General features: G+C 73.7%; 22 protein-coding genes and 1 riboswitch. Of the genes, 11 read left to right on the top strand and 11 right to left on the bottom strand.

Annotated elements, in window-relative coordinates; genetic code table 11:
• Positions 1-42: 42 nt before the first annotated feature.
• Together AB2L27_RS12020 and AB2L27_RS12015 are read right to left on the bottom strand one after the other, a co-directional pair.
• Positions 43-924, bottom strand: a complete 882-nt coding sequence (locus AB2L27_RS12020; protein WP_370441710.1) for a nucleotidyl transferase AbiEii/AbiGii toxin family protein — start codon at positions 922-924, stop codon at positions 43-45.
• Entirely contained in the window at positions 921-1,514 is a 594-nt protein-coding gene (locus AB2L27_RS12015) for a type IV toxin-antitoxin system AbiEi family antitoxin domain-containing protein (RefSeq protein WP_370441709.1), read from the bottom strand. The genes AB2L27_RS12020 and AB2L27_RS12015 overlap by 4 nt, the downstream gene beginning before the upstream one ends.
• A gap of 145 nt (positions 1,515-1,659) precedes the next feature.
• Here AB2L27_RS12015 and AB2L27_RS12010 point away from each other — a divergent pair, with 145 nt between their 5' ends.
• The 5 genes from AB2L27_RS12010 (at position 1,660) to AB2L27_RS11990 (ending at position 8,181) form a co-directional block, all read left to right on the top strand.
• Positions 1,660-3,294 (top strand): ABC-F family ATP-binding cassette domain-containing protein, encoded by a 1,635-nt coding sequence (locus tag AB2L27_RS12010; RefSeq protein ID WP_370441708.1) that lies wholly within the window; start codon positions 1,660-1,662, stop codon positions 3,292-3,294.
• A gap of 80 nt (positions 3,295-3,374) precedes the next feature.
• Positions 3,375-4,937, top strand: coding sequence for an alanine/glycine:cation symporter family protein (locus AB2L27_RS12005; RefSeq protein ID WP_370441707.1), 1,563 nt, complete (start codon positions 3,375-3,377; stop codon positions 4,935-4,937).
• A gap of 269 nt (positions 4,938-5,206) precedes the next feature.
• Complete coding sequence (locus tag AB2L27_RS12000) at positions 5,207-6,424, top strand: MFS transporter (protein WP_370441706.1); 1,218 nt, start codon at positions 5,207-5,209, stop codon at positions 6,422-6,424.
• Positions 6,421-6,888, top strand: a complete 468-nt coding sequence (locus AB2L27_RS11995; RefSeq protein WP_370441705.1) for a GNAT family N-acetyltransferase — start codon at positions 6,421-6,423, stop codon at positions 6,886-6,888. The genes AB2L27_RS12000 and AB2L27_RS11995 overlap by 4 nt, the downstream gene beginning before the upstream one ends.
• 51 nt (positions 6,889-6,939) lie before the next feature.
• A complete protein-coding gene (locus AB2L27_RS11990; RefSeq protein WP_370441704.1) occupies positions 6,940-8,181 on the top strand; it encodes an Nramp family divalent metal transporter in 1,242 nt (413 codons plus the stop codon).
• Positions 8,182-8,303: 122 nt separating this feature from the next.
• Here AB2L27_RS11990 and AB2L27_RS11985 read toward each other — a convergent pair whose 3' ends face one another.
• The 4 genes from AB2L27_RS11985 to AB2L27_RS11970 form a co-directional block, all read right to left on the bottom strand.
• Entirely contained in the window at positions 8,304-10,085 is a 1,782-nt protein-coding gene (locus tag AB2L27_RS11985; RefSeq protein WP_370441703.1) for a S9 family peptidase, read from the bottom strand.
• A 45-nt stretch (positions 10,086-10,130) separates the two neighbouring features.
• The gene (locus AB2L27_RS11980) at positions 10,131-11,141 is read right to left on the bottom strand and encodes a hemolysin family protein (protein ID WP_370441702.1); all 1,011 of its coding nucleotides are present in this window, start codon (positions 11,139-11,141) and stop codon (positions 10,131-10,133) included.
• A complete protein-coding gene (locus tag AB2L27_RS11975) occupies positions 11,134-12,531 on the bottom strand; it encodes a hemolysin family protein (RefSeq protein ID WP_370441701.1) in 1,398 nt (465 codons plus the stop codon). The genes AB2L27_RS11980 and AB2L27_RS11975 overlap by 8 nt, the downstream gene beginning before the upstream one ends.
• A gap of 162 nt (positions 12,532-12,693) precedes the next feature.
• Complete coding sequence (locus AB2L27_RS11970) at positions 12,694-13,416, bottom strand: YqjF family protein (protein ID WP_370441700.1); 723 nt, start codon at positions 13,414-13,416, stop codon at positions 12,694-12,696.
• Between the two features lie 652 nt (positions 13,417-14,068).
• Here AB2L27_RS11970 and AB2L27_RS11965 point away from each other — a divergent pair.
• The 4 genes from AB2L27_RS11965 (at position 14,069) to AB2L27_RS11950 (ending at position 17,460) form a co-directional block, all read left to right on the top strand.
• Entirely contained in the window at positions 14,069-14,590 is a 522-nt protein-coding gene (locus AB2L27_RS11965; RefSeq protein WP_370441699.1) for a Fic family protein, read from the top strand.
• 56 nt (positions 14,591-14,646) lie between these two features.
• A riboswitch (SAM riboswitch) is annotated at positions 14,647-14,739 on the top strand.
• Positions 14,733-15,554, top strand: coding sequence for an ABC transporter ATP-binding protein (locus AB2L27_RS11960; RefSeq protein WP_370441763.1), 822 nt, complete (start codon positions 14,733-14,735; stop codon positions 15,552-15,554). (Overlaps the previous riboswitch by 7 nt.)
• 146 nt (positions 15,555-15,700) lie before the next feature.
• A complete protein-coding gene (locus AB2L27_RS11955) occupies positions 15,701-16,657 on the top strand; it encodes an aliphatic sulfonate ABC transporter substrate-binding protein (RefSeq protein ID WP_370441762.1) in 957 nt (318 codons plus the stop codon).
• Positions 16,654-17,460 carry an ABC transporter permease gene (locus AB2L27_RS11950; protein WP_370441698.1) on the top strand — a complete coding sequence of 269 codons (807 nt, stop codon included), beginning with the start codon at positions 16,654-16,656 and terminating at the stop codon, positions 17,458-17,460. Before AB2L27_RS11955 ends, AB2L27_RS11950 begins: the two co-directional genes overlap by 4 nt.
• Here AB2L27_RS11950 and AB2L27_RS11945 read toward each other — a convergent pair.
• The gene (locus AB2L27_RS11945) at positions 17,441-18,598 is read right to left on the bottom strand and encodes a GNAT family N-acetyltransferase (RefSeq protein WP_370441697.1); all 1,158 of its coding nucleotides are present in this window, start codon (positions 18,596-18,598) and stop codon (positions 17,441-17,443) included. The two genes, AB2L27_RS11950 and AB2L27_RS11945, sit on opposite strands and share 20 nt — an antisense overlap.
• Before the next feature lie 190 nt (positions 18,599-18,788).
• Here AB2L27_RS11945 and AB2L27_RS11940 point away from each other — a divergent pair, with 190 nt between their 5' ends.
• Positions 18,789-20,258 (top strand): flavin-containing monooxygenase, encoded by a 1,470-nt coding sequence (locus AB2L27_RS11940; protein WP_370441696.1) that lies wholly within the window; start codon positions 18,789-18,791, stop codon positions 20,256-20,258.
• Between the two features lie 59 nt (positions 20,259-20,317).
• Here AB2L27_RS11940 and AB2L27_RS11935 read toward each other — a convergent pair whose 3' ends face one another.
• Together AB2L27_RS11935 and AB2L27_RS11930 are read right to left on the bottom strand one after the other, a co-directional pair.
• Complete coding sequence (locus AB2L27_RS11935) at positions 20,318-20,590, bottom strand: hypothetical protein (protein WP_370441695.1); 273 nt, start codon at positions 20,588-20,590, stop codon at positions 20,318-20,320.
• A gap of 473 nt (positions 20,591-21,063) precedes the next feature.
• Positions 21,064-21,384 (bottom strand): hypothetical protein, encoded by a 321-nt coding sequence (locus AB2L27_RS11930; RefSeq protein WP_370441694.1) that lies wholly within the window; start codon positions 21,382-21,384, stop codon positions 21,064-21,066.
• A gap of 501 nt (positions 21,385-21,885) precedes the next feature.
• Between AB2L27_RS11930 and AB2L27_RS11925 the strand changes: the two genes are divergently transcribed.
• On the top strand, positions 21,886-22,101 hold the full coding sequence (locus AB2L27_RS11925; RefSeq protein ID WP_370441693.1) for a hypothetical protein: 216 nt from the start codon (positions 21,886-21,888) through the stop codon (positions 22,099-22,101).
• A 27-nt stretch (positions 22,102-22,128) separates the two neighbouring features.
• Here the strand turns inward: AB2L27_RS11925 and AB2L27_RS11920 are convergent, their stop codons facing one another.
• Together AB2L27_RS11920 and AB2L27_RS11915 are read right to left on the bottom strand one after the other, a co-directional pair.
• Complete coding sequence (locus tag AB2L27_RS11920; RefSeq protein WP_370441692.1) at positions 22,129-23,718, bottom strand: GMC family oxidoreductase; 1,590 nt, start codon at positions 23,716-23,718, stop codon at positions 22,129-22,131.
• Positions 23,719-23,747: 29 nt separating this feature from the next.
• Entirely contained in the window at positions 23,748-25,217 is a 1,470-nt protein-coding gene (locus AB2L27_RS11915) for an aldehyde dehydrogenase family protein (RefSeq protein ID WP_370441691.1), read from the bottom strand.
• Between the last annotated feature and the right edge of the window lie 25 nt (positions 25,218-25,242).

Below are 25,242 nucleotides of genomic sequence, written 5' to 3'. Positions count from 1 at the left end.
CGCCGAGGCGCTCACGTGCCACCCGCCCTGTCCGGCCGGGGTTCACCGGTGGTCCTCCGGAGGGGACGGCCGGGTGAGGGTGAGGAGCCGGCCGTAGAGGACGTTCACCGCGGCCAGCGCGTCGTCGTACCGGGCGACGTCGAGGTCGAGCCGGCCGGTCAGGGCGGCGTAGTCCGCGCGCCAGGCGGCCGGGGGTTCAGGGAGGGCGAGAGGTGGGGGGCCGCCGTCCCTGGCCCTGAACACGGCGGACAGGCGACGCGCGGCGTGGGCCTCGTCGATCGGTGCGGTCGTCAGCAGCAGTTCCACGTCGAGGAGGTCCTTGACGCGGGTCGAGGGGCGGGGGTGGGCGTCCACCGCGCTCAACGCGTGCAGCTTCTCGGCCAGGTGCTGTCCGAGGTCGACCGCGGGCACCACGACCGGTTCCCAGTCGGCCACCTCGACGACGGGCACCAGCTCGACGTCCTCCGTGCCTCCGGCCACTTCACCCGGCCGGGCGACGACGTCCAGGCGGACGGAGGCGAACGGGCGGCCCGCCAGGTCCGCGGCGACGGACAGGTGTGCCCCCGCACCGAATTGCTCCCCCGCGAGGTGCGCCCGGGCCGCGGTGACGCGGAAGACGAAACCGTCTCCGTCCACGTCCTCGGCGAGGGCGTCGGCCACGGCGTCGCGCAGCTCGGACCCGTCCAGTTCGACGGCGCTCGTGAGGTCCATGTCACGGGTCGCCCGGGCTCGCGCACCGAGGCGGGCCTCCAGCAGGTAACCGCCCTTGAGCACCCACCCACCGTCGGCGACCAGGCGGCGCAGCATCCGCTGGAACGTCAGGTGGCGTCGGAGGCGGTTGACGTCGACCGCACGCTGCTGGGCGGTGGCGAGCAGCTTCGCGTCCAAACTGGCCCGCAACGCCGGTGCCGGGCGACCCGTCACCGGGCCACGGCTCCCAGGGCTCGCTCGACGCGCAGGGCAGCCCGTTCGCCCGCCTCGTCGATCCTGCGGCGCAGCCGGCCGGCGGTGACGACTCCGCGGTCCAGGGCGTCGGCCACGACATCGGTGACGGCCTCCTGGGTGGTGTCGGCAGCCGCGGCGACGTCCAGCAGGGTCCGCAGGGGGGTGGTCACGCGGTAGGCCTCCCGCTGCTCGACGTCGGTCGCCGGGAGGACCGCGGCGGTGGTCACCACGACGGGGTGCTGGGCCCGGAAACCAGGGGGCACGGTGAGGTGGACGTGTCCCGGGTCGAGGACCCCGAGGTCGTGCACGGCCAGGGCGGTGGCGTGGGAGAGGACTCCGCGCCCACCGCTCCAGAGGCTCCACAGGACGTAGGCGTCCTCGACGGTCGAGGGCCAGTCCCGCAGGCGGTAGATGCCCCGGGCGACGCGCACCCAGTTGCCGTGGTCGGCGTGGTACTTCTGCGCCTGGTACGTCAGACCGAGCTCGAGCGCCTGCCGGGCGGTGATGTACCCCGCCTGGCGGTAGGCCGTGGCGCGCACCTGGCGCTGGGTGTCTCGGGCCGTGGGCACACCCCACCGTATCGACATCTCCTCCTACTCAGCTGTAGTTCTGCGTGGAGCCTCCGCAGATTCCTACAGTGACGCGGCGTCCTCTCACCACCGCTGCCGCAGCAGCCCCCACCGGCGCGCCCTGCTCCCGGCGAGAATGGGCGGCATGAGCGCCACCCTCGTCGCCAAGGACCTCAGCGCCGCCCACGGGACGCGGGCGCTGTTCTCCGGCCTGGACCTCGTCGTCGCCCCCGGCGACGTCGTCGGCCTCGTCGGGGCGAACGGGGCGGGCAAGTCGACCCTGCTCAAGCTGCTGGCCGGCCTCGACCGCCCCGAGACGGGGACGGTCTCGCTGTCCCCGCCCGCCGCGACGGTGGGCTACCTGCCGCAGGAACCCGAGCGCCGTCCCGGGGAGACCGTCGGGCAGTTCCTGGGCCGGCGCACCGGAGTGGCCGCCGCGACGACCGAGATGGACGCCGCCGCCACGGCCCTCGGCGAGGGGGCCGCCGGGGCCGAGGACCGGTACGCCGACGCCCTCGACCGCTGGCTCGCCCTGGGCGGGGCCGACCTCGACGAGCGCACCGGCGAGGTCCTGGCCGACCTGGGCCTGACGGTGTCCGCCGAGGCGCTGATGACGTCCCTGTCCGGGGGGCAGGCCGCGCGCGCCGGCCTGGCCGCGCTGCTGCTGTCGCGCTACGACGTGTTCCTGCTCGACGAGCCCACGAACGACCTCGACCTCGACGGCCTGGCCCGCCTGGAGCGGTTCGTCACCGAGCTGCGCTCCCCCGCCGTCCTCGTCAGCCACGACCGGGAGTTCCTGTCCCGCACCGTGGACCGCGTGGTCGAGCTCGACCTGGCCCAGCAGCTCGTGCGCGTCGTCGGCGGCGGGTACGAGGCGTTCCTCGCCGAGCGCGACGTGCAGCGCCGGCACGCCCGCGAGGCCTACGAGGAGTACGCCGAGACCAGGTCCGGGCTGGAGGCGCGGGCCCGGATGCAGCGCGGCTGGATGGCCCAGGGCGTCCGCAACGCCGTCCGCAAGGGCGACCCGGACAAGAACATCCGCGCCACGATGCGCGAGGGCAGCGAGAAGCAGGCCGCCAAGGCCAAGCAGACCGACCGGATGATCGAACGCCTGGAGGTCGTGGAGGAACCCCGCAAGGAGTGGTCGCTGCAGATGTCGATCGCGGCGGCCCCGCGGTCGGGGTCGGTCGTGGCGACGCTGCGCGGGGCCGTCGTGCGGCGCGGGGACTTCACCCTCGGCCCCGTCGACCTCGCCGTCGACGCCGGCGACCGGATCGCCGTCACCGGCCCGAACGGGGCGGGGAAGTCGACGCTGCTGAACCTGCTGCTGGGGCGCGTGACCCCCGACACCGGGTCCGCCGTCGCGGGGTCGGGCGTGCGGGTCGGGGAGATCGACCAGGCCCGCGGCGCCTTCCTCGACGAGCGCACCCTGGCCCGCGCCTTCGGCGAGGAGGTGCCCGACCAGCCCGACGCCGAGGTGCGGACGCTGCTGGCCAAGTTCGGCCTCGGCGCCCACCACGTCGGGCGGACCGCCGCGAGCCTGTCCCCCGGTGAGCGCACCCGCGCCGCCCTGGCCCTGCTGCAGGCGCGCGGGGTGAACCTGCTGGTCCTGGACGAGCCCACCAACCACCTCGACCTGCCCGCCATCGAGCAGCTCGAGCAGGCGCTCGCGGGCTACGCCGGGACGCTGCTGCTCGTCAGCCACGACCGGCGGCTGCTGGAGGCCGTCCACGTCACGCGCCGGCTGGAGGTGGCCGACGGGGTCGTGACGGAGCGGTGAACGTTGCGCTTGTGTGACATCTGCGGCCCAGATCGTGGGAAGCACTTGCCTGCCAGGCGCAGAAGCGCTACCACCGGGGGATGCTCAGTCACGCCACAGCCGCGTTGCCGGCCGCGACGGTCGAGGCCGAGGGTGGAACCCTCGCCGGGATCGAGAACGCCATCGACGGGGTCGTGTCCCCGGTCACCAGGGCCGTCTCGGACGTCGTCTTCTTCACGGTCGACATCGGGGGCGCCTCGTTCCCCCTCATCGTCGGCTGGCTCGTGCTCGCCGGGATCGTCTTCACCGTCTACTTCGGCTTCATCCAGCTCCGCGGGTTCGGGGTCGCGCTGCAGGTCGTGCGCGGCCGGTTCAGCCGTGACGACGACCCCGGGGAGGTCACCCACTTCCAGGCCCTGACCAGCGCCCTGTCGGGCACCGTCGGCCTGGGCAACATCGCCGGGGTCGCCGTGGCCGTGAGCATCGGCGGACCGGGCGCCACGTTCTGGATGATCTGCTGCGGTCTGCTGGGGATGGCGACGAAGTTCACCGAGTGCACCCTGGGGGTGAAGTACCGCGAGATCCACGAGGACGGGACCGTCACCGGCGGCCCGTTCCGCTACCTGAAGGTGGCCTTCGGCCGGATCCGCGCGACGTGGGTCGGGGTCGTGCTCACCGCCGTGTTCGCGGTGGCGATCTTCTTCTTCGGCGTGGCCGGCGGGAACATGTTCCAGGCCAACCAGACCTACGCCCAGTTCCGCAACATCACCGGTGGGGACGACAGCCCGCTGGCCTCCTCCGGGGCCGCGTTCGTGTTCGGCCTCGTGCTCGCCGTCCTCGTCGGCGCGGTGATCCTGGGCGGCATCACCTCCATCGGCAAGGTCACCTCCAGGCTGGTCCCGGCGATGGCGATCGTCTACGTCGCCGCCTGCCTCATCGTCATCGTCGGCAACGCGAACCTGGTGCCCGCCGCCGTCGGGTCGATCGTCACCGGCGCCTTCGCCCCCGAGGGGGTGGCCGGCGGCGTTATCGGCGCCCTCATCGTCGGGTTCCAGCGCGCCGCGTTCTCCAACGAGGCCGGGATCGGGTCGGCGGCCACGGCGCACTCGGCGGTCAAGACGAAGCACCCCGTCTCCGAGGGGTTCGTCGCCCTGCTCGAGCCGTTCTGCGACACCGTGGTCATCTGCACGATGACCGCGCTGACCATCATCATCGCCCAGCCGCAGAGCTGGCTGGACGCCCGCGCCGAGGTGGCCGCCACGGGCGAGACCGGCGCCGACGGCGTCGTCCTGACCTCCGACGCCTTCGCCAGCGTCATCCCCTGGTTCCCGTACGTCCTGGCCTTCGCCGTGGCGATGTTCGCGTTCTCCACGCTCATCACGTGGGCGTACTACAGCCAGAAGGCCTGGTGCCACTTCTTCGGCCGCAGCCGCGTCAGCGAGCTGGTCTTCAAGGTCGTCTACTGCATGTTCACCGTCGTCGGCACCGTGCTGACGTTCTCCTCGGTGCTCGACCTGGCCGACGCGATGCTGTTCCTCTGCGCCCTGGTGAACATCCTGGGCCTGTACCTGCTGGCCCCCGTCGTCAAGGCCGAGGTGCGCGACTACCTCGCCAAGCGCGCCGACGGGACCCTGGCCCGGGAGGCGCAGGTCCCCGTCCCCTGACCCGCACCGCGGGTGGGCCCCGTGGCGTCGTGGACGGGCACGACGCCACGGGGGCCGGCGCCACGGGGGCCGGCGCCACGGGGGCCGGCGGTGCGGGCGTCCGCGACGGCCCCGGCCCGCCACGCCCGGGACGGCCTGCCGGGCAACCGGTTCCGGGGCCGGGTGCCGGCCGGGGGGAACAGCGGCGGCCCGGGGCGCGATGATCTGAGGGGGCCGGACCGACGTCCGGACCCCCCTGCGCCCCCTGCGACCCCCGAGGAAGACCCCCCGTGCCTCTCGCCATCCTGGCCCTCGCCGTCGGTGCCTTCGGCATCGGGACGACCGAGTTCGTCGCCATGGGGCTGCTGCCCCAGATGGCCGCCAGCTTCGACGTCTCCATCGCCGCCGCCGGCTGGCTGATCTCGGCGTACGCCCTCGGCGTCGTCGTCGGCGCCCCGACGCTGACCGCCCTGACGCACTCGTGGCCGCGCAAGCGCGTGCTCACCGGGCTCATGGGCCTGTTCGTCCTCGGCCACGCCGCGACGACGCTCGCGCCGAGCTTCGAGGCCCTCGTCGGTGCCCGCTTCCTCTCGGGCCTGGGGCACGGGGCGTTCTTCGGCGCCTCGGCCGTGGTGGCCCGCAAGATCGCCCCGCCCGGGCGCCAGGGCCAGGCCCTCGCGCTGGTGTTCACGGGCCTGACCGTCGCCAACGTCGTCGGCGTCCCGGCCGGCACCTACGTCGGCCAGCAGCTCGGCTGGCGGCTCACGTTCGCCCTCGTCGGCGTCATCGGGCTGGTGACGATCGCCGCGATCGCCGCGATCGTGCCGGAGGTGGAGACCCGCACGGGGTCGCTGCGCTCGGAGTTCGCCGCGTTCGGCCGCCGCCAGGTGTGGTGGACACTGCTCATCACCACCGTCGGGTTCGCCAGCCTGTTCACCGTCCTGAGCTACGTGGCGCCCCTGCTGACCGAGGTCGCCGGGTTCTCCGAGGGCTCGGTGAGCTGGGTGCTCGTGCTGTTCGGCCTCGGCGCGACGTTCGGCAACGTCCTGGGCGGCCGGCTGGCCGACTGGCGCCCCTACCGGACGCTGGCCGTCGGGTTCGCCGCCCAGGTCGTCGTGTTCGGGCTGCTGTACCTGTTCGCCGACCACGCCTGGGTCGCGGCCGCCGGGGTGTTCGCCTTCGCCTTCGTCGGGTTCGTCATGTCGGCCCCGATCCAGACCCGCGGCATCCTCGCCGCCGGCGGCGGCGCGTCGATGGCCTCCGCGGCGATGCAGGCCGCGTTCAACATCGGCAACGCGATGGGCGCCTTCCTCGGCGGTCTGGCCATCGACGCCGGGTTCGGCTACGCCTCCCCCGCGCTCGTCGCGCTGGTGCTGGCCCTGCTCGGGCTGGCGATCCTCCTGGAGGCCACGCGCGCGGACAAGGACGGCCGGGCCCCCATCGACCCGCAGGTCGCGGCGGTCCCCGCCCAGCGCCGGCGCCGGGTGCGGACGGGCGTGCAGCGGTGAGCCACCCCGTCCAGGTCGAGGAGCGCAAGGCCGGTGACCCCGGGCTCGACGCGCTCGTCAGCGCGGCGGTGGCCGAGCTGAACCGCCGCTACCGCGACCCCGGTGACCCGTGGGAGGACTACCCGCTCCACGGCGACGTCGTCTTCCACGTCGCCACGGTCGGCGGCGAGCCGGCCGGGTGCATCGCGCGCGTGGACGTCGACGAGCCCGGCTGGGCGCGCACGGTGGAGATGAAGCGGGTCTTCGTGCAGGAGCGGTTCCGCGGCCGGGGTCTGGCACGGGCCCTCGTCGCCGCGTTCGAGACCGCGGCGCGCGAGGCCGGCGCGCACCGGGTGCGGCTGGAGACGGGCACGCGCCAGCCGGAGGCGATGGCGCTGTACGAGGCGCTGGGCTACGCGCGGACGGCGAACTTCGGGCCGTGGGCGGACAGCCCGCTGTCCGTCTGCTACGCCAAGGAGCTGTGAGGCCCCGAACAGCAGAGTTCGGGGCACCGAACTCTCTGGCATGATCGGGCCATGAGGACGGACGAACGCACCCCCGCGCCCACCCGCACCGGCCGCGGCGGGCTGCTGCGCCTGCTCGGCCCCGCGTTCGTCGCGGCCATCGCCTACGTCGACCCCGGCAACGTCGCCGCCAACCTCACCGCCGGCGCCGGGTACGGCTACCTGCTGCTGTGGGTGCTCGTCGCGGCCAACGGGATGGCCGTCCTCGTGCAGTACCTGTCGGCCAAGCTCGCCGTCGTCAGCGGCAGCACGCTGCCCGAGGCGCTGCGCGACCGGCTGGGCCGCAAGGCGCGGCTGGCGTACTGGGCGCAGGCCGAGCTCGTCGCCATCGCCACCGACCTCGCCGAGGTCATCGGCGGCGCCGTCGCCCTGCACCTCCTCTTCGGCACCGACCTGCTCCTCGGCGGCGTCATCACCGGCGTGGTCTCCCTGCTGGTGCTGGCCCTGCACAACCGCACGGGAATCCGCCGGTTCGAGGCCGTCATCATGGGGTTCCTGCTCATCATCGTCGTCGGGTTCGTCTCCGGCGTCGTCCTGGCCCCACCGGACCCGGCCGAGGCCGCCGCCGGCCTGGTCCCCCGCTTCGCCGGTACCGAGACCGTCCTGCTGGCCGCGAGCATGCTCGGGGCGACCGTCATGCCGCACGCGGTGTACCTGCACTCGGCGATGGCCCGCGACCACCACGGCACCGTCGCCGCCCGCGACACCCGCCGCGTCCTCGGCGCCACCCGCGTCGACGTCGTCGCGGCCCTCGTCGTGGCCGGGCTCGTCAACATCTCCATGCTGCTGCTCGCCGCCTCCGCCCTGCGCGGGGTCGAGGGCACCGACACCCTCGAAGGCGCCCACGCCGCCGTCGCCACCCACCTCGGCACCGGCGCCGCGCTGCTGTTCGCGATCGGCCTGCTCGCCTCCGGCCTGGCCTCCACCTCCGTCGGCGCCTACGCCGGCGCCGTCATCATGCAGGGGCTGCTGCGCATCGAGGTGCCGCTGCTGCTGCGCCGCGCCGTCACCCTGGTCCCGGCCCTGGTGTGCCTGGGCGTCGGCGTCGACCCCACCCGCGCCCTCGTCGTGTCCCAGGTCGTCCTGAGCTTCGGCATCCCCTTCGCCCTCGTCCCGCTGCTGCGGCTCACCAGCTCGCGCGCGCTCATGGGCGAGCACGTGAACCAGCCGGTGACGCGGGCGCTCGCCACCGTCGCGGTGGCGCTCGTCGTGGCGCTCAACGTGGCGCTGCTGTACCTGACGTTCGCGGGCTGACGCGGCCGCCCGGGGTGGCCCCGTTGCCTCCCCGAGGCCACCGGGCGACCCCGTTGCCTCCCCGAGGCCGATGATCGACCCCGGGGAGGCAACGAGGCCGACCCCGCGCGGCCCGGACGCGCTCAGCCCGGCAGGTGCCGCCGCACGAAGTCCAGCTCGACGCGCATCTGCCGCACCCGCTCGTCGTCGAGCAGCGACCCGTGCCCGGCGTCGTAGCGGTACACCTCGTGGGTCGCGCCGCGGGCGGTGAGCCGGTCGAGGTAGGTGTCGATCTGCCGGATCGGGCAGCGCGGGTCGTTGCGGCCGGCGAGCACGAGCACGGGGGCGCGCACGGCGTCGACGTACGTGATGGGCGAGGAGTCGGCGTACTTCTCCGGCACCTCGGTCGGGGACCCGCCGAACAGCGACCGGTCGAACGCCTTGAGCCCCTCCATCTCGTCCTCGTACGCGGCGACGTAGTCGGCGACGGGGACGCCCGCGAGCCCCACGGCCCAGCGGTCCGGCTGCGTCCCCAGGCCGAGCAGCGTGAGGAACCCGCCCCACGAGGCACCGGCCAGCACGAGCCGCGAGGGGTCGGCGACACCGGTGGCGACGAGGTGGTCGGCGACCGCGGCGACGTCCTCCAGCTCGACGTGCCCGACGCGCGCCTCCAGCGCGTCGCGCCAGGCCGACCCGTACCCCGTCGAGCCGCGGTAGTTCACCTGCACGACGGCGAACCCCTCGTCGACCCACGTCGCGCAGTAGGCGCGGAAGGCGTCGGTGTCGTGGGCGGTGGGCCCGCCGTGCACCTCCACGACCGTCGGCAGCGGACCGCTCGCCCCGGCCGGGACCCGCAGCAGGGCGTGGACGCGGCCACCGGGCCCGTCGACCCACACGTCGGAGACGTCCACGGACGGCGGCGCCGGTTCCCCGGGCGCGCGCAGCAGGACGGACCCGTCGAGGCGGCGCACCGTGGAGGGTTGCGCCGCCGAGGACCAGGTGAGCCACACGTCGCCGTCGGGGCGGGCGGTCGCGGCGCCGACGCTGCCCGTCGTGGGGCCGATCGGCGTGACGACGCCGGTCCCGAGGTCGAGGCGGTAGGCCAGGGTGCGGGCCTCGTGGTCGAGCAGGACGACGAGCCCGGTCGCGTCGCGCGTCCACTCCGCCCCGGCGACCTCGCCGGGGACGCCGAGCGCGATCTGCACCTCGCGGCCGGTCACCAGGTCCAGGACGAGGAGTTCGGCGCGGCCGGCGCGTTCGTGCTCCACGAGCAGCCGGGCGTCCCCGCGCACGGGGGAGAACCCGATCGGGGACACGCCCTTGCCGGGGCCGTCGGACAGTTCCGCGACGGTGGAGCCGTCGGCCAGGGACAGCACGCGCAGGTCGGGGTGGCGGGAGTCGCCGTGCTCGGAGTGGGCGATCGCGACCCACTGCTCGTCCGGGGAGAGGTCCCCGGCCCAGGCGTCCTCGCGGTGCTCGTAGAGCCGCCGGGTCCCCTCGGCGGTGACGACGTCGATGCGGGTGCCGTACCCGTCGTCCTGGGAGCCGACGACGACGGTGCCGCTGCGCCCGATCGCCAACCCGGCCGGGTAGGCGGCGGGCAGGCCCAGCGGGTCCTGCACCCCCTCACCGGGGGCGGCGCCGAACGGCTGCCGCCGCCAGACGCCGTACTCGTCGCCGGCGGTGTCGTCGAACCACCAGACGAACTCCCCGGCGTCGTCGATGGTGGCACCGGAGGTGCCCTCGGGCCGGTCGGTCAGCCGGGTCAGGGCGCCGGTGCCGGCGTCGAAGGAGTGCACCTCGAGCACTCCCGCGACGCTGGCGACGACGACGCACCGCTCGGGCGCGTCCTGCGCCCACTCCGGCAGGCCGACGCGACCGGCCCGGAACCGCTTCTCCCAGACGGGGACCTCAGGTTCGCTCACCCGCCCGATCGTGCCACCCGCCCGGTGGTCCCGGACGGGCGGTGCTCAGGTGGTGGCCCCCGTGGGGAACAACCGGCGCAGGACGTCGGACAGGGTCACGACCCCCTCGACCCGCCCCTCGTCGGTCACGACCGCGAGGTGGTTGCTCGTCTCGCGCATCCGCGTCAGCGCGACGTGCAGCGTCGTGCCGCCGTCGAGCGTGAACACGGGCCGCACGAACTCCTCGGTCGGTGCCTCGTCCGGTTCGGTGAGGGTGTCCCGGACGTGGACGAGCCCGCGCAGGTCGTCGGGCGTGCCGACGAGGATCCGCAGGTGACCGGTGCTGCGGGACAGCTCCCGCACCTGCGCGACGTTCGCCCCGACGGGCACGCTGGTGAGGGTGGCGTCGGGGCGCAGCAGGTCGCGCACCGCCAGGCGCTGCAGGTCCAGCGCCCCCGACAACTGCGCGGAGAACCGGGCGTCGAGCGCGCCCACGTTCGTGGAGTGCTCCAGCAGGTGCCGCAGCGAGTCCGGGCTGTGCCCCACGACGACCTCCTCGGTGGGGGTGGCGCCGACCTTGCGCACGAGGACGTTGGCGGCCTCGTTGAGCAGTTTCAGGACGGGCCGGAACACCCACATGAAGCCGCGCATCGGGACGGCCAGCAGCAGGGCCGAGCGCTCGGGGTGGGCGATGGCCCACGACTTCGGCGCCATCTCCCCCACGACGAGGTGGATGAACGTGACGACGAACAGCGCGAGGACGAACCCGAGGACGTCGGCCGCGACCAGGGGCAGCCCCGCGGCCGCGAACGCCGGGGTCAGCCAGTGGTGGACGGCCGGTTTGCTGATGGCGCCCAGCAGCAGGACGCAGGCGGTGATCCCGAGCTGGGACCCGGCCAGCAGCACCGTCAGCTCGTGGGAGCTGCGCAGCGCCGCCCGCCCGGCGGCGGTGCCGGCGGCGTCCTCCAGCCGGTGCCGCTTGGCCCCGAGGAGGGCGAACTCGACGGCGACGAAGAACGCGCTCGCCGCGACGATGACGATGGTCGCGACGATGACCACGACCGGGTCGTCAGTCACGGGCCACCTCCTCCGTGGTGTCGCCGGTTCCCGCGCTCCCCGCGGGAGCCGCGGCACCGGTCACTTCCAGCCGCACCCGGCCGGGCACGTGCCGTTCGACGGACAGGACCCGGATGTGCAGGGTCTGGGGTTCGGGGTCGAGCTCACCGAGGTCCGGCGGCAGTTCGACGTCCAGTTCGGTGCCCTTCTCGGGCAGCCCGCCGTGGGCCGCGATCACGAGGCCGGCGATCGTCTCGTAGTCCCCGCGGGGCAGGTCCACCCCGAGGGAGCGTTCGACCTCGTCGACGTGCACCTCCCCGGACATCTCCCACACGCCGTCCCCCTCGACGGGCACGTACGTGGGGTTCTCCTCGTCGTGCTCGTCGGTGATCTCGCCGACGAGTTCCTCGGCGAGGTCCTCGACGGTGACGACGCCGGAGAACCCGCCGTACTCGTCGACGACGCAGGCGAGCTCGTTCTTGGACTCACCCAGCTGCCGCAGCACGTCCGGCAGCAGCGTGAGGGTGGAGACGACGAGCGCCGGCCGCATGATCCGGGTCACCGGGGCGCTGCCGTCCTCGGTGGTGGCGAGGAGGTCGGCGAGGTGGACGACGCCGAGGACGTCACCGGACCCCACGGCCAGCACCGGGTAGCGGGAGTGGCCGACGGCCATGAGCGCGCGGACGAGGCCGAGGTCGGCGGACTCGTCGACGGTGTCGACCCGCGAGCGCGGGATCATCGCGTGCTCGACGTCGCGCTGGGGGAAGTCGAGGATGCGGTCCAGCAGGACGGCCAGGTCGTCGGGCAGGTCCCCGCTCTCGCGGGACTCCTCGACGATCGCCTCGAGGTCCTTCGGCGTCGCGGCGTGCTCGACGTCGTGGACGGGCTCGATCTTCAGCGCGCGCAGCAGGGCGTTGGAGGACTGGTCGAAGAACCAGATCAGCCAGCCGAACACCGTGAGGTAGGCGAGCGTGGACCGGCTCAGCCAGGTGGCCACCGGTTCGGGTTTGGCGATGGCGAGGTTCTTGGGGAACAGCTCCCCGAACAGCATCTGGACGATCGTGGAGAACACCAGGGCCACGACGCCGCCGACGGCCACACCGACCCCGGAGGGGATGCCGACACCGCCGAGCAGCGCACCGAGGGACCGCCCGATGAGGGGTTCGGCGACGTACCCGACGAGCAGGCCGGTGACGGTGATGCCGAGCTGGGCTCCGGAGAGCATGAACGAGGTGCGGCGCGTGACCTGGAGCGCGCGGTGCGCCCCGGGATCACCGGACTCGGCGCGGGCTCCCAGGCCCGAGCGGTCCACCGACATGTAGGCGAACTCCTGGGCCACGAACCAGGCCGTGCCGGCGGTGATGGCGAGGACCACCACCACGCCCAGGAGCAGGGCGAGCACGTCGGTCACGAGATCACCTCATCGTGGCCGGGCGTGCCCGCGCAGGGACTTGAAGGGTCGTCGGCGTGATCGTCGTCGCGCATCGGCGGCGGCGGTCCTCTCCTGGTCTCGGGGACGGGTCTGCGAAGGGGTGAACGGAGCATGGCACGGCCCGGTTCCCGCAGCACCTCCTCAGATCGGGGTCGGCAGGACGAACCGGGTGCTCACGCGGCGGGCGAAGGCGACGTGGTCCGGTGGCCCGCTCACCGGCAGGCCCGCGGCGGCGACCAGACCGTCGTCGAGCTCCAGCAGTTGCGCCGAGCGCAGCGGCCACCGCTCGTGCTCGTTGGCGATCCACCAGGTCCGTCCGAGGTGGGCGGCGTGCAGGCCGAACCGGGAGGTGAGGAAGACCCCGAGGTCGTCCACCGCGGGCTCCCCCTCGCGGACGGCGACACGACTGCTCAGGCCCGAGCGGGTCCGGCACGTCCACAGCAGCTCCCGCGCCCCCTCCCGCACGCGGACCGCGTGGCGCATGAGCGACCAGCGGTAGGGCAGCCCGAACGCCGCCTGCGCACCGAGGACGACCGCGAGGCGGCTGGCGTCCAGGCTCGCGAAGACCACGCCCCGGCGGCCCTCGTCGTCGACGGAGTAGAAGCGCACGTTCGTCTCCAGGAACGTGCCCGCGTACGGCACGCTCACCCGCCGCCCCGGCCCGGCGTCGCGCAGCGTGAACGGGATGAGGCCGACGTAGGTGGCCCCGTCGAGGACGTCCGGGCGCACCCCGCGCGGCAGGAACGGCGCGACGCGGGCGGGGTCGACGGCCCAGTGCAGGAACGCCAGGTCGTCCCAGTGCTGGTGCATCATCACCGGCCCGGACAGGGCCATGGCGTCCGGCGAGGGCAGGCGGTCGACCACGAGCCCAGCGTGGCGCGTGCAGCGGAACTCAGCACCCCAGGTGACTACGGATGTTCGGTCGTTTTTCTGCGCCACGAACGAACAACACCTCTTCAGCAGCCTTACTTGTTCGGTACATTACTTTCCCGCCGAGCGAACACAGGAGGTGCCGTGCCCCGAGGTCGACCGTCCAGAGCCACCGTCTACGCACGCCTGGACGAGGCAATCCGAGACCTGAACGACCGCCTCGGCGGGCTGCCCTCCCCGACGGAGGCCGAGGACATCTGGGACGACCTGTGGCACCAGGAAGCCCACCACTCGACGGCTCTGGCGGGGAACACGCTCATCCTGTCCCAGGTGCGGCAACTGCTCGACGAGGGACGGGCCGTCGGTTCTCGCGAACTGCGCGAGTACATGGAGGTCAAGGGGTACGCCGACGCCGCCAAGTGGGTCTACGGGCAAGCGCTGGAGCCGAGCGACTGGACGACCGGGGACCTCGTCACGCTGCAGGAGGTGCGGACGGTGCACCACCAGGCGATGACTCCCGTGTGGGACGTCGCGCCCCACCCCCACGCGACCCCCGACGAGCGCCCCGGCAACTGGCGCCGCCACGACATCCAGCCCTTCCCCGAGGGGATGACGCCACCCCCCCTCCCCGGACCTCGACCATCTGATGCGCGACTGGATTACCTCGATCGGTCGACTGAAGGCACCCGGGGAGGAGCCTTTCCCGGAGCGTCTCGCACGGCTGCACAACGACTTCGAACGCCTCCACCCCTTCATCGACGGCAACGGGCGGACGGGCCGTCTGCTGCTCAACCTGGTGCTTGTGCGACTGGGCCACCCCCCGGCGATCGTGTTCAAGAACGATCGGACGAGGTACCTGGCGGCGATGCGTCGCGCCGACCAGGCCGACTACGGACCCATGGGTGAGCTCCTGGCCCGGTCCATCACCAACAACCTCTACCGCTTCGTGGTCCCGGCGGTGGCGGGCCCGTCACGCCTCGTCCCGCTGGCGAGCCTCATGTCGACGACGGACGACCTGAGCGCGGATGCGCTGCGGGTCGCCGCCATCCGAGGTCGGCTACGAGCGCAGAAGAGCCCCCAGGGCGTGTGGCTCAGCTCGCGCACGTGGGTCGACGAGTACCGGGACAGCCGCCACCGGCGAGGGAGCCGGTCGTCACGAGACAGCTGAGACGACCGGCGCGCGCGAGAGGTCGGCAGCACGCCCTCAGCTGCTCTACAGTGGACGCACCATCCAGAGCGGCCGAGAGACCTGGCTCGACGACGCCGCAGCAACCGCCTCCTCGTGAGGTGTGGTGCTCATGCCGGGACCGATGGAGGAGATCGTGACGACCGCACCCACCGTTCCCGCGTCCGCGCTGCCCGGCACCGGCGTTGACGCCGCCGGGGTCGTCCTGCGCGGCGTGAGCCGCACGTTCGGGGACCACCGCGTTCTGGCCCCCCTCGACCTCGACCTCGCGGCGGGCAGCACGGTCGCCCTCGTCGGGGCCTCCGGCAGCGGCAAGTCCACGCTGCTGCGGCTCGTCGCCGGGCTCGACGCCCCCTCGACCGGGGCGGTGCAGATCGCCGGGGAACCCGTCCGCGGGGTCCACCCCCGCACGGCCGTCGTCTTCCAGGAACCGCGCCTGCTGCCCTGGCGCGACCTGGCCGGCAACGTCGCCTTCGGCCTGCCCCGCGGCACGAACCGCGCCGAGGGCCGGGCCGAGGTGCTGCGCTGGCTGGAGGTCGTGGGCCTGGAGGAGTTCGCCGGGCACCGCCCGCGCCGGGTGTCCGGGGGCATGGCCCAGCGCACCGCCCTGGCCCGCGCCCTCGTCCGCCGCCCCGGCGTCCTGCTCCTCGACGAACCGTTCGCCGCCCTCGACGCCCTGACCCGGCTGAAGATGCAGGACCTGCTCGACGAGGTCCAGCGCAGCACCGGCGCGACCGTCGTCTTCGTCACCCACGACGTCGACGAGGCCCTGCACCTGGCCGACCGCGTCCTCGTGCTCGGCAAGGACGGGCCGGACGAGGACGGTGCGCGCATCGTCCGCGACCTCGCCGTCGAGGCCCCCCGCCCCCGCGACCGCGCCGACGCCGCCACGGCCCGGCTGCGCGTCGAGCTGCTCGACCTGCTCGGCGTCCCGCGCTCGGCCTGACCCGCGCACCCCGACCACCCCCTCGCACACCCACCCACCTCCCCGGGAGAACTGTGTCCACGCTGCCCTCCGCCACCGCCCGCACCACCCGTCGCACCCTCCTGGGCCTCGGCCTGGGGGCCTTCACCCTCACCGCCGCCGGCTGCGTGCAGGGTGAGTCCTCCTCCGGCAGCGTCGCCCCGGCCGCCGGCGCCTCCTCGTCCGGCGGGTCCTCCGGCGGTGACCGCGTCCGCCTCGACTACGCCCTCTACAACCCGCTCAGCCTGGTGATCCGGGAGCAGAAGATCCTGGAGAACGCGGGCCTGACCGTGCAGTGGGAGCAGTCCCAGGGCAGCAACAAGGCGAACGAGTTCCTGCGCAACGACAACCTCGACCTCGCCTCCACCGCGGGGTCGGCCGTCCTGCAGGCGCGCACCAACGGCTCCCCCGTGCAGACGGTCGAGGTGTACTCCCAGCCGGAGTGGACCGCCCTGGTCGTGGGTGCGGACTCCACGGTGACCGACGTGGCCGGGTTGCGCGGCAAGAAGATCGCGGCCACCACGGGCACCGACCCGTACTTCTTCCTGCAGCAGGCGCTCGCGCAGGCGGGGTTGTCGGGCTCGGACGTGGAGATCCTCAACATCCAGCACGCCGACGGCCGCGCCGCCCTCGAACGCGGCGACGTCGACGCGTGGGCGGGCCTGGACCCGAACATGGCGGCCACCGAGATCCAGTCCGGCTCGAAGCTGCTCTACCGCAACGTGGACTTCAACACCTACGGCGTCCTCAACGCGCGCGAGGACTTCATCCAGAACTCCCCCGACCTCGTGCAGCAGGTCGTCGACGCCTACGCGACGGCCCGCGCGTGGGCGCTGGCGAACCCCGCCGACCTCGCGACCCTCTACGGGACGGCGGCGCAGCTCTCGCCCGAGGTCGCCGCCCGCGTGCTGGAACGCACCACCCTCGACTTCGACGGGGTCCCCGGCGACGCGCAGCGCACGGTGCTGTCCGGGATCATCCCGCTCATGGCCGCCACCGGTGACGTCCCGTCGGAGGACGCGGCGAACGAGGCGCTCGACACGCTGCTGGTGCCCGAGTTCGCGCAGAAGGCGAGCGCGTCGTGAGCGTCGTGGACGCGGGCGCCGCACCGGCGACGGCGGACAGCCCGCGGTTCCCGCTGCGCGCCTCGCGCGGGTGGGTGGGCGCCGTCGTCCCCGTCGCGCTGTTCGCCGCGTGGTGGGCCACCACGGCCGCCGGGGTGTTCGACCGCAGCCAGTTGCCACCGCCGGTCGACGTGTGGAACGCGGCGACCCAGTTGTGGTCGACGGGTGCGCTGCAGACGAACATCGCCATCAGCGTGCAGCGCGTCCTCGTCGGGTTCGCGTTCGGTGCGGTCGCCGGGCTCGTCCTCGGCGGGCTGACGGGATCCTCCCGGCTGGTGCACGACCTGCTCGCCCCCACGCTGGGGGCGTTGCGCGCGGTGCCGTCGCTGGCCTGGGTCCCCCTGCTGGGGTTGTGGATCGGCCTGGGGGAACCCCCGAAGATCACCCTGGTGGCGATCGGGGCGTTCTTCCCCGTCTACACGACCGTCCTGTCCTCGTTGACCCACCTCGACCCCGGCCTCGTCGAGGTCGGCCGCGCCTACGGCCGGCGCGGGGTCGGGCTGTTCACCTCGATCCTGCTGCCCGCCACCGCTCCCGCCCTGCTGTCGGGGTTGCGGCTGGCGCTGGCGCAGAGCTGGTTGTTCCTCGTCGCCGCCGAGCTGATCTCCTCCTCGATCGGCCTGGGGTTCCAGATGACGAACGGGCAGAACACCTCCCGCACCGACCAGGTGCTGCTGGCGATCGTCCTGCTGGCGTTGCTGGGCAAGGCGAGCGACATGGTGCTGGGCCTGGTGGAGAACCGGGTCAAGGCCGCCCGGGAGTGAGTCGGACGCGGTGCGCGCGCCGCGCCTCGACGAACCCGGCGAGCACGGCGTGCGCGTCCAGGGCGAGCACCAGGGCCCTGGACCGCCGCCGGGGCCCGACGACGGCGAACTCCGTGGAGGTGCGGACCTCGTCGGTCCAGCGGAGCTTGGCCTGGTTCGGTCCCGTCGACAGGTTCAGCAGCCGGTGCCCGGCGTCCTGGGCGTCCTTGACGGCCAGGGACAGCAGGTAGGTGACGGCCGAGTACGGCCACGCCCGCTCCGAGACCCCCGACGTCGAGGAGTAGCTGGCGCTGCGGGTGTGCAGGACGAGCTGGGCGGCCTCGACGGTGTCGCCGACGAGGAGTTCGTAGACGCTGGCCCCGCCGTGCATCCCGGAGCGGGTCACGACGTCGCGCAGGTAGTCCCGCACGCGCGGGTCGGCGTAGACGTCGGCGTGCACGGGCCGGCCGTCGCGCAACTGCGAGCGTTCGGAGTGCAGGGCGGCGAGCCGGTCGAACGCGGCGGGCAGGTCGGCGGGGTCGGTGACGCGGCGGACGGACCACCCGTCGGCGCCGACGTCGCGGGTGAGGCGGTTGCGGGCCCGGCGCAGGGACTCCTTGAGGTTCCGGCGGCCGGTGTAGACGTTCTCGACACCGGCCAGCCGCAGCACCGCCGAGGGTCGGGTGCGGCGTTGCAGGAGGGTGAACGACCAGTCCGGCAGCCACTCCGGTTCGAACCACGGCACGTTCTCCCCGAGCGCGAACTGCGCGACGTCCCAGCGGGCCGGGTCGGCGCACAGGTGCGCGACGACGGCGCGGGCCACGTCCCGCGCGCACGTCGGGTCGGTGAGCAGGGCGGGTTGCTCGTAGGGCCCGATCCACAGGCTGCCGGTGCCGACGGGTTGCACGACGGTGGCCAGGCCCCGCAGCACCGAGCGGCGGTAGAGGGGGGCGACGCCGACGAGGCGGTCCCCGTCGCGGACCTCCAGGACGAGGGGTTCGTGCCGCGGGTCCCCGGCGAAGTGCTCCAGCCACGTCAGGGCCCAGTCCGGGCCGGTGAAGGGGTTCGCCTCCCCGGCGGCGTCGTGCAGCTCCTGCCAGTCGTGGGCGAGCTTCTGCACCCCCGTCAGGTGGCGGTGTTCGGTGATCTGCAGGTCCATGCGCCGCGCGTCCCCCTCGGTCTGCGGTGGTTCCCCTCGATGCTCGGTGACCGCCTGCGACCCGGTCCACGACCGGAGGTGTCCCCGGAGGTCCGATCGGGCGACGAACCACCGGTTCGGCGCAGGGGGTTCCCGACGAACGGGTGACGGTGGTTCCCGTGCGCGACGACCGGGTCCGAGGCTGGTCGGCATGAGGATCGCTGTCGTGGGCGCCGGGCCCTCCGGGCTGGTCACCGCCGCCGTGCTGAGCCGGTTCGGTCACGAGGTCACGGTGCTGGAGAAGGCCCCCGACCTCGGCGGGGTGTGGAGCGCGACCCGCCGCTACCCCGACGTGTCCACCCAGGACGACCGGGTGTCGTACGCGTTCTCCGACGTGCCGATGCCGGCGGACTTCCCCCTCCACCCCACCGGCGCGCACGTCCGCGCCTACCTGGAGCACTACGCCGACGTGAAGGGGATCCGTGACCGGGTCCGGCTCGGCACGGCGGTGACCCACGCCGTCCCGGCCGGGAACGGCTGGTCCGTGGAGATCGAGCACGCCGGTGGGGTTTCCGTCCTGGACGTGGACTGGCTGGTGCTCGCCAACGGCGTGTTCTCCACCCCGCACGTCCCGGACTGGCCGGGCCGCGACGTGTTCGACGCCACCGGGGGTCAGGTCGTCGAACCCACCCAGCTCGGGGACGGGGCCGTGCTCGCCGGTCGCGACGTCGTCGTCGTGGGCTGGGGCAAGACGGCGTGCGACGTGGCGGTCGCGGCGTCCCGGACGGCGCGCTCGACGAGCGTGGTCGCGCGGGCCGTGCGGTGGAAGGTGCCGAAGCGGATCGCCGGGCCGTTGACGTTCCGCCACCTGCTGCTGACGCGCCTCGGGGAACACCTCATGGCTCCCGAACGGTCCACGCCGGCGCAACGTTTCCTCGCCGCCGCCGCTGCCCCGCTGCGGCGGGCGGCGCTGTGGTCGCTCGCCCAGCACGTCGCCCGCCGCACCGGTCTGCGCGGCGTCGGGCTGCTGCCCGGCACCCCCCTGCCGTACTCCGACAGCCTCGTCACCGACGGGTTCTTCGAGGCCGTCCGCGCCGGCCGCATCACCGTGCGGCGGGAACGCTCCATCAGCGCTCTCGGCGCCGGTGACGTGCAGTTGTCCGACGGTTCCCGCCTGCCCGCCGACGTCGTCGTCGCCGCGACGGGTTTCGAACAGGACCTGTCCCCGCTCGACGTCTCCGTGCGCGAGCGGTTGCTCAACGCCGACGGGGTCCTCGCGCTGCACCGGCGGATCCTGCCCGCCGCCGTCCCCCGGCTCGCGTTCGCCGGGTGGGGGAACACCTACCGCAGCCCGTTGTCCGCGGAGGTGGGGGCGGTGTGGCTGGCCGGTCACCTCGCCGGGGTCGTCCCCGCCCCCTCCCCCGACGACGTGCGGCGCGAGGGGCACCGGTTCCACCTGACCCACCGGCAGGCCGCCGCGCACCGGCAGCAGCAGGTGCCGAGCGGGTCGTTCGCGGTGCTCGACCAGCAGCTCGACGACCTGGGGCTGCCGCTGCCGGCGGCGGTGCGGCGCGGTCAGTGGACGAAACCCCTGACCCCGGCCAGTTACGCCTACCTGGTGCCGGCGCTGCTGGCGAGGGTCGGGGGTGTGCGGGAACGGTCGGCGGTGCCCACGGCCTGACCGGCTCGTCGCGGTTGCGGTGGACGGCGCCGGTGGGTGGGTCGGAGGCGCCCTCCGCGTCACGGCACCAGACGTTCCCCCAGCAGTTCCAGCGCCTCCTCCGCCCCCGGCGCGCTGAGAACCGCGGACCGGTCCCCACGCACGGCTGCCGTCATGGCCCGCAACCGTCGCCGGTCGGCCTTCGTCCACACCTCCTCGCGCAGGTCCCGGCCGGCGAGCATCGAGACGGGGGTCGCGAAGTCCAGCCGGTGTCGCGCCCCGGCTGCTCCCGGTTGCCTCTCGTGGGCGGCGGCCTTCACGACGAGCGCCCCGACGAGGTTCGGTCGTCGCACCCGACCGGCCCGGTCGCCGACCTGGACCTCGACGTCTTCGCTGCGGTGCGGGGCTTGCGACCCACCGGGGGTCTCCAGGGTGGCCGCGCCGCCAACACCCACCCGGGCTGCTGCACGTTCTCCGACGCCGTCGGGGACCATGACGTCCACCTGAGCCACCAGCGGAAGACCGCGCCCGTCCGTCCCGACCGTCCGGGTCCAGCGGTGCTGCAACCCGTCGCCGCTGGTCTGGGGCGCGTACCGAGGTCCCGCAGGGTTCCCGTGAACAGCGCCAGCATCCCCGGAACCGCCCGGACGTCCAGCACGGCGTCCGCGTCGTCCGTCGGGCGTGGGCGCGGAGAACCCTCGTTCCGCGCACCACAGGTGCACCATCTGACCACCGACGAGGGTCCAGCCGTGGTCGACCTGCTCGAACACGTCGAGCAGCGCCGACCACGACGCCTCCAGCGCGGCGCCCATCACCGGCAGCACGATCACACCGGATCACCCCACGGCCCTGCGACGTTCCGGTCGGCCGCCGCGCGCAGCAGCTCCACCGCTCGCGCGTCCTCCCGTGCGCCCCGCCACTGAGCGAGATCCGCCGCCAGCAGCAGCTCGGTGGAGACGGGGACAGTCCCCGGCAGCTCGTCGGTGACCACGTGCAACACCACGTTCCCGCGCATCGCGCGCGACCCGGTAGCTGGGAACCCCTCCTCGCGCAGCAGGTGGTCCCGACGCAGGGCCGCCACGTCGGATTCGGGCGCGTACCCCTCCACCACGAGGCCCGCCGACATCCCCACCAGCGCCGACGACACCCCGGACGGTGTGATGCGCGGATCCGCCCGCAGGTCCGGGAGGTCGTCGACGATCGCGGACAACACCACCCGCCGGGCCCTGTTCCCCAACGACGACCGGAGCCACGAGGCAGTGTTCTCGGCGACACCCGTCGCACCGGGCTGACCTCGCGACGGGACCACCGCCGCCCACCGCCGCCGCGCCCGCGCCTTCTCCGTGCCGTCCAGCCCGTCCCACCACGTCCACCAGGAGTTCCCGGGCTGCCCCGGCCCACCCGTCCGCCCGGCGCGTTCCACGGACGCGAGGACCAGAGCCCATGAGGACCGCCACGACAGCGGTCGCCCCGCCCGCCGCTCCCGCGCTGCCTCGGCTTCGCGCTCCTCGACGAGCCACCTGCCGCTCACCAGCGTCGCCGGGAGCGAGCCGGCGTCGATCAACTGCCGCACCCGCCGGGGACTGATCCCCCACGACTTCGCGATGTCGGGAACCCCCAGCCATATCACGACACAAGGATACCGCGAGTGGAATGTTTGTGTCCGATCCTGTGGCCCCTCGTCCGGTGCCGGCCCACGCGGTGCCCCGACGCAGCCGACGACCTGGGGCTGCCGCTGCCGGCGGCGGTGCGGCACGGGCAGTGGACGAAACCCCTGACCCCGGCCAGTTACGCCTACCTGGTGCCGGCGCTGCTGGCCCGGGTGGGGGCGCCCGCGGCGCGGGAGACCGTCACCTCGTGGTGAGGTCGCCCCCGCGCCGCGGGGACCCGGTCAGCGGTCGGCGACGAGCATGTCGGCGCACTTCTCGCCGATCGCCATGGTCGTGATGTTCGGGTTGACCGCGGGCAGGAACGGCATGATCGACCCGTCCGCGATGCGCAGGCCCTGCACCCCGCGGACCCGCAGGCGCGGGTCGCAGACCGCCATCCGGTCGTCGTCGGCGCCCATCTTGGCCGTGGACGACGGGTGGTAGACGGTGTTGTGCGTCTTGGTGACGTAGTCGGCGATCTCGTCGTCGGTGACGACGTCCTTGCCGGGGGCCAGTTCCGCGCCCGCCCACGGCGCCATCGGGCTCTGCTCCACGATGCGGCGGGCCAGGCGGATGCCCTCGGTCATGACCCGCAGGTCGTGGCCCTCGGGGTCGGTGAAGTACCGCGGGTCGACCCGGGCCCGGTCGCGGTGGTCGCGCGAGCGCAGGCGCACGGTGCCGCGGGAACGGCCCTGGGTGACGTTCGGGGTGAGGCAGAACCCGTTGTCGGTCGTGGGGTAGCCCCAGCGCACGGTGTTCATGTCGAACGGCACCGACCCGTAGTGCATCATCAGGTCCGGCACCGTCGTCCCGGCCGCCTCACCCGCGGCGGTCGTGCTGAACAGGCCGATCTCCCACCACTGGCTGGACCGCTGCACCATCGGCTGCAGCGCCTCCCAGAACACGAGGCCCTCGACGTGGTCGTCCAGGTTCTCCCCGACCCCGGGGGCGTCCACGACGACGTCGATGCCGAACTCGCGCAGGTGTTCCGCGGGACCGATGCCGGACAGCATGAGCAGCTTCGGGGTGTCGATGGACCCGGCGCTCAGCACCACCTCGCGCCGGGCGTGGACAGTGGTGTGGTGGTGCCCGTCCGGTTCGGTGTACGTCACACCGGTGGCGCGGGGCGCCCCGTCCGCGCCGGTCCCCAGGACGACCTTCTCGACGTGCCGGCCGGTGCGGACCTCCAGGTTCGGGCGGTTGTCCATGACCGGGTGCAGGTAGGCGTGGGAGGTCGACATGCGGGTGCCGTCCTCGGAGGCGTTGATCTGGAACCACCCGGCGCCCCGCGTCACGGTGGAGCCGCTGTTGAACTCCACGGTCGGCAGGCCCGCGGCGGCGGCGGCCTCCAGCAGGGCCACCCCGCACGGGTCGCGGGGCGGGATGTTCCGCAACGTCACCGGGCCGCTGCGGCCGTGGTGGTCACCGGTGCCGGAGTTGTTCTCCAGGCGCCGCACCAGGGGCAGGACGTCGGCGGCCCCCCACCCGGTGCACCCCAGCGCCTCCCAGGCGTCCAGCCCCTCGGCGGGCGGGTGGAACGCGATGCAGGAGTTGTGCGAGGAGCAGCCGCCGAGGACCTTGGCCCGGGCGTGGCGCAGGAAGCTGTTGCCGTTCTCCTGCGGTTCGACCGGGTAGTCCCAGTCGTAGCCGGAGTCGAGCAGGCCCATCCACCGCTCCAGCTCCAGGACGTCCCGGTCGCCGACGTCGCTGGGACCGGCCTCCAGGAGGCAGACGGTGACGTCGGGGTCCTCCGAGAGCCGGGCGGCCACGACGCACCCCGCCGTCCCACCGCCGGCGATGACGTAGTCGAACTCCTGCTGCGTGCTGCTCACCTGGTGCTCCTCCTCGTGGTCGGGTGCGCTCACCCTCGGAACCACCCGGCGGCGGCCGGGCGGGTGTTGCGCCAGACGTGCTGGGTCTCGCGGTACTCGGCCAGACCGGCGGGGCCGAGCTCGCGGCCGTTGCCGGACATCCGCTGCCCGCCCCACTCGGCCTGCGGGACGTAGGGGCCGAAGTCGTTGATCCAGACGGTCCCGTGGCGCAGGGCGCGGGCGACGCGGTCCCCGCGCTCGGGGTCGTCGGTCTGGACACCGCCGGCCAGGCCGTACGCGGTGTCGTTGCCGAGGGCGATCGCCTCGGCCTCGGTGCGGAACCGCTCGACGGTCAGGACGGGACCGAAGGTCTCCTCCTGCACCAGCCGCATGGACCGGTCGCAGCGGTCGAACACGGTCGCCTCGAGGAAGAACCCCCGCGCCAGTTCGGGGTCCTGCGGCCGGGAACCGCCCGTCAGGAGCTGCGCGCCCTCGGACCGGCCCAGCGCGACGTACCCCTCCACCTTCTCCCGGTGGGCGGCCGAGACGAGGGGTCCGCTCTCGACGCCCTCGTCCAGGCCGTTGCCGAAGCGGATGCGGCGGGCGCGGTCGACGACGCCGGCGACGAGGTCGTCAGCGACGGACTCCTCCACGATGAGCCGGGTCCCGGCCGAGCAGACCTGCCCAGAGTGCAGGAACGCACCGGTGAGGACCGCGTCGACGGCGCGGTCCAGGTCGACGTCGGCGAACACGACGTGCGGGTTCTTCCCGCCCAGTTCCACGGTGGTCCGCTTCACCGTCTCGGCCGTGGCGCGCAGAATGGACCGGCCGGTCTGCAGGCCCCCGGTGAAGGAGACCAGGTCGACGGCCGGGTGCTCGGTGAGCACCTGACCGACGGCGGCGCCGGAACCGAGGACGAGGTTGACGACGCCGTCGGGGACCCCGGCCTCGGCGAGCAGCCGCACGAGGTGGACAGTGCTGAGCGGGGTGACCTCGCTCGGCTTGAGGACGAGGGTGTTCCCGGCGGCCAGGGCCGGGGCGACCTTCCAGCACATCTGCAGCAGCGGGTAGTTCCACGGTGCGATGAGGGTGCAGACCCCGACGGGGTGGTGCTCGACGCGGCTCAGGACGTCGTCGCGACCGGTGTCGACCGTGCGGTCGACCTCGACGAGGACCTGCTCGGCGTAGTACTCGAACACGGCGGTGACGTCATCGACGTCGACGCGGCTCTCCACCAGTGTCTTGCCGGTGTCCAGCGTCTCGGTCCGGGCGATGTCCTCCTTGTCCCGCTGCAGCAGGGCGGCCACCCGCCGCAGCAGGTCGGCCCGCTCGGCGGCGTCCAGGCGCGGCCAGCCGGTCGTGTCGAAGGCCGCGCGGGCGGCGAGGACGGCGGCCTCGGCGTCGGCGGGTCCGGCCTCGTCGACGGTCTGGAACACCTGGGCGTCGAAGGGGTTCACGATGTCGCGCCGCTCTCCCGCGGCGGCCGCTCTCCACGTTCCGGCGATGTACAGGTCGGGCACGGGGTCTCCTCTGGTCGTCGGTGGG

The organism is Kineococcus halophytocola (genome assembly GCF_041276425.1).
Taxonomy (GTDB): Bacteria; Actinomycetota; Actinomycetes; order Actinomycetales; family Kineococcaceae; genus Kineococcus; species Kineococcus halophytocola.
Note: the sequence above shows the minus strand (reverse complement) of the source record. Positions and strands in the feature narration are given on the sequence as shown.

Coding starts and splice junctions, on each gene's coding strand:
- AB2L27_RS12010 (WP_370441708.1), top strand. CDS start 1,660: ATGAGCGCCACCCTCGTCGCCAAGGACCTCAGCGCCGCCCACGGGACG.
- AB2L27_RS12005 (WP_370441707.1), top strand. CDS start 3,375: ATGCTCAGTCACGCCACAGCCGCGTTGCCGGCCGCGACGGTCGAGGCC.
- AB2L27_RS11990 (WP_370441704.1), top strand. CDS start 6,940: ATGAGGACGGACGAACGCACCCCCGCGCCCACCCGCACCGGCCGCGGC.
- AB2L27_RS11965 (WP_370441699.1), top strand. CDS start 14,069: ATGCGCGACTGGATTACCTCGATCGGTCGACTGAAGGCACCCGGGGAG.
- AB2L27_RS11960 (WP_370441763.1), top strand. CDS start 14,733: ATGGAGGAGATCGTGACGACCGCACCCACCGTTCCCGCGTCCGCGCTG.
- AB2L27_RS11945 (WP_370441697.1), bottom strand. CDS start 18,598: ATGGACCTGCAGATCACCGAACACCGCCACCTGACGGGGGTGCAGAAG.
- AB2L27_RS11940 (WP_370441696.1), top strand. CDS start 18,789: ATGAGGATCGCTGTCGTGGGCGCCGGGCCCTCCGGGCTGGTCACCGCC.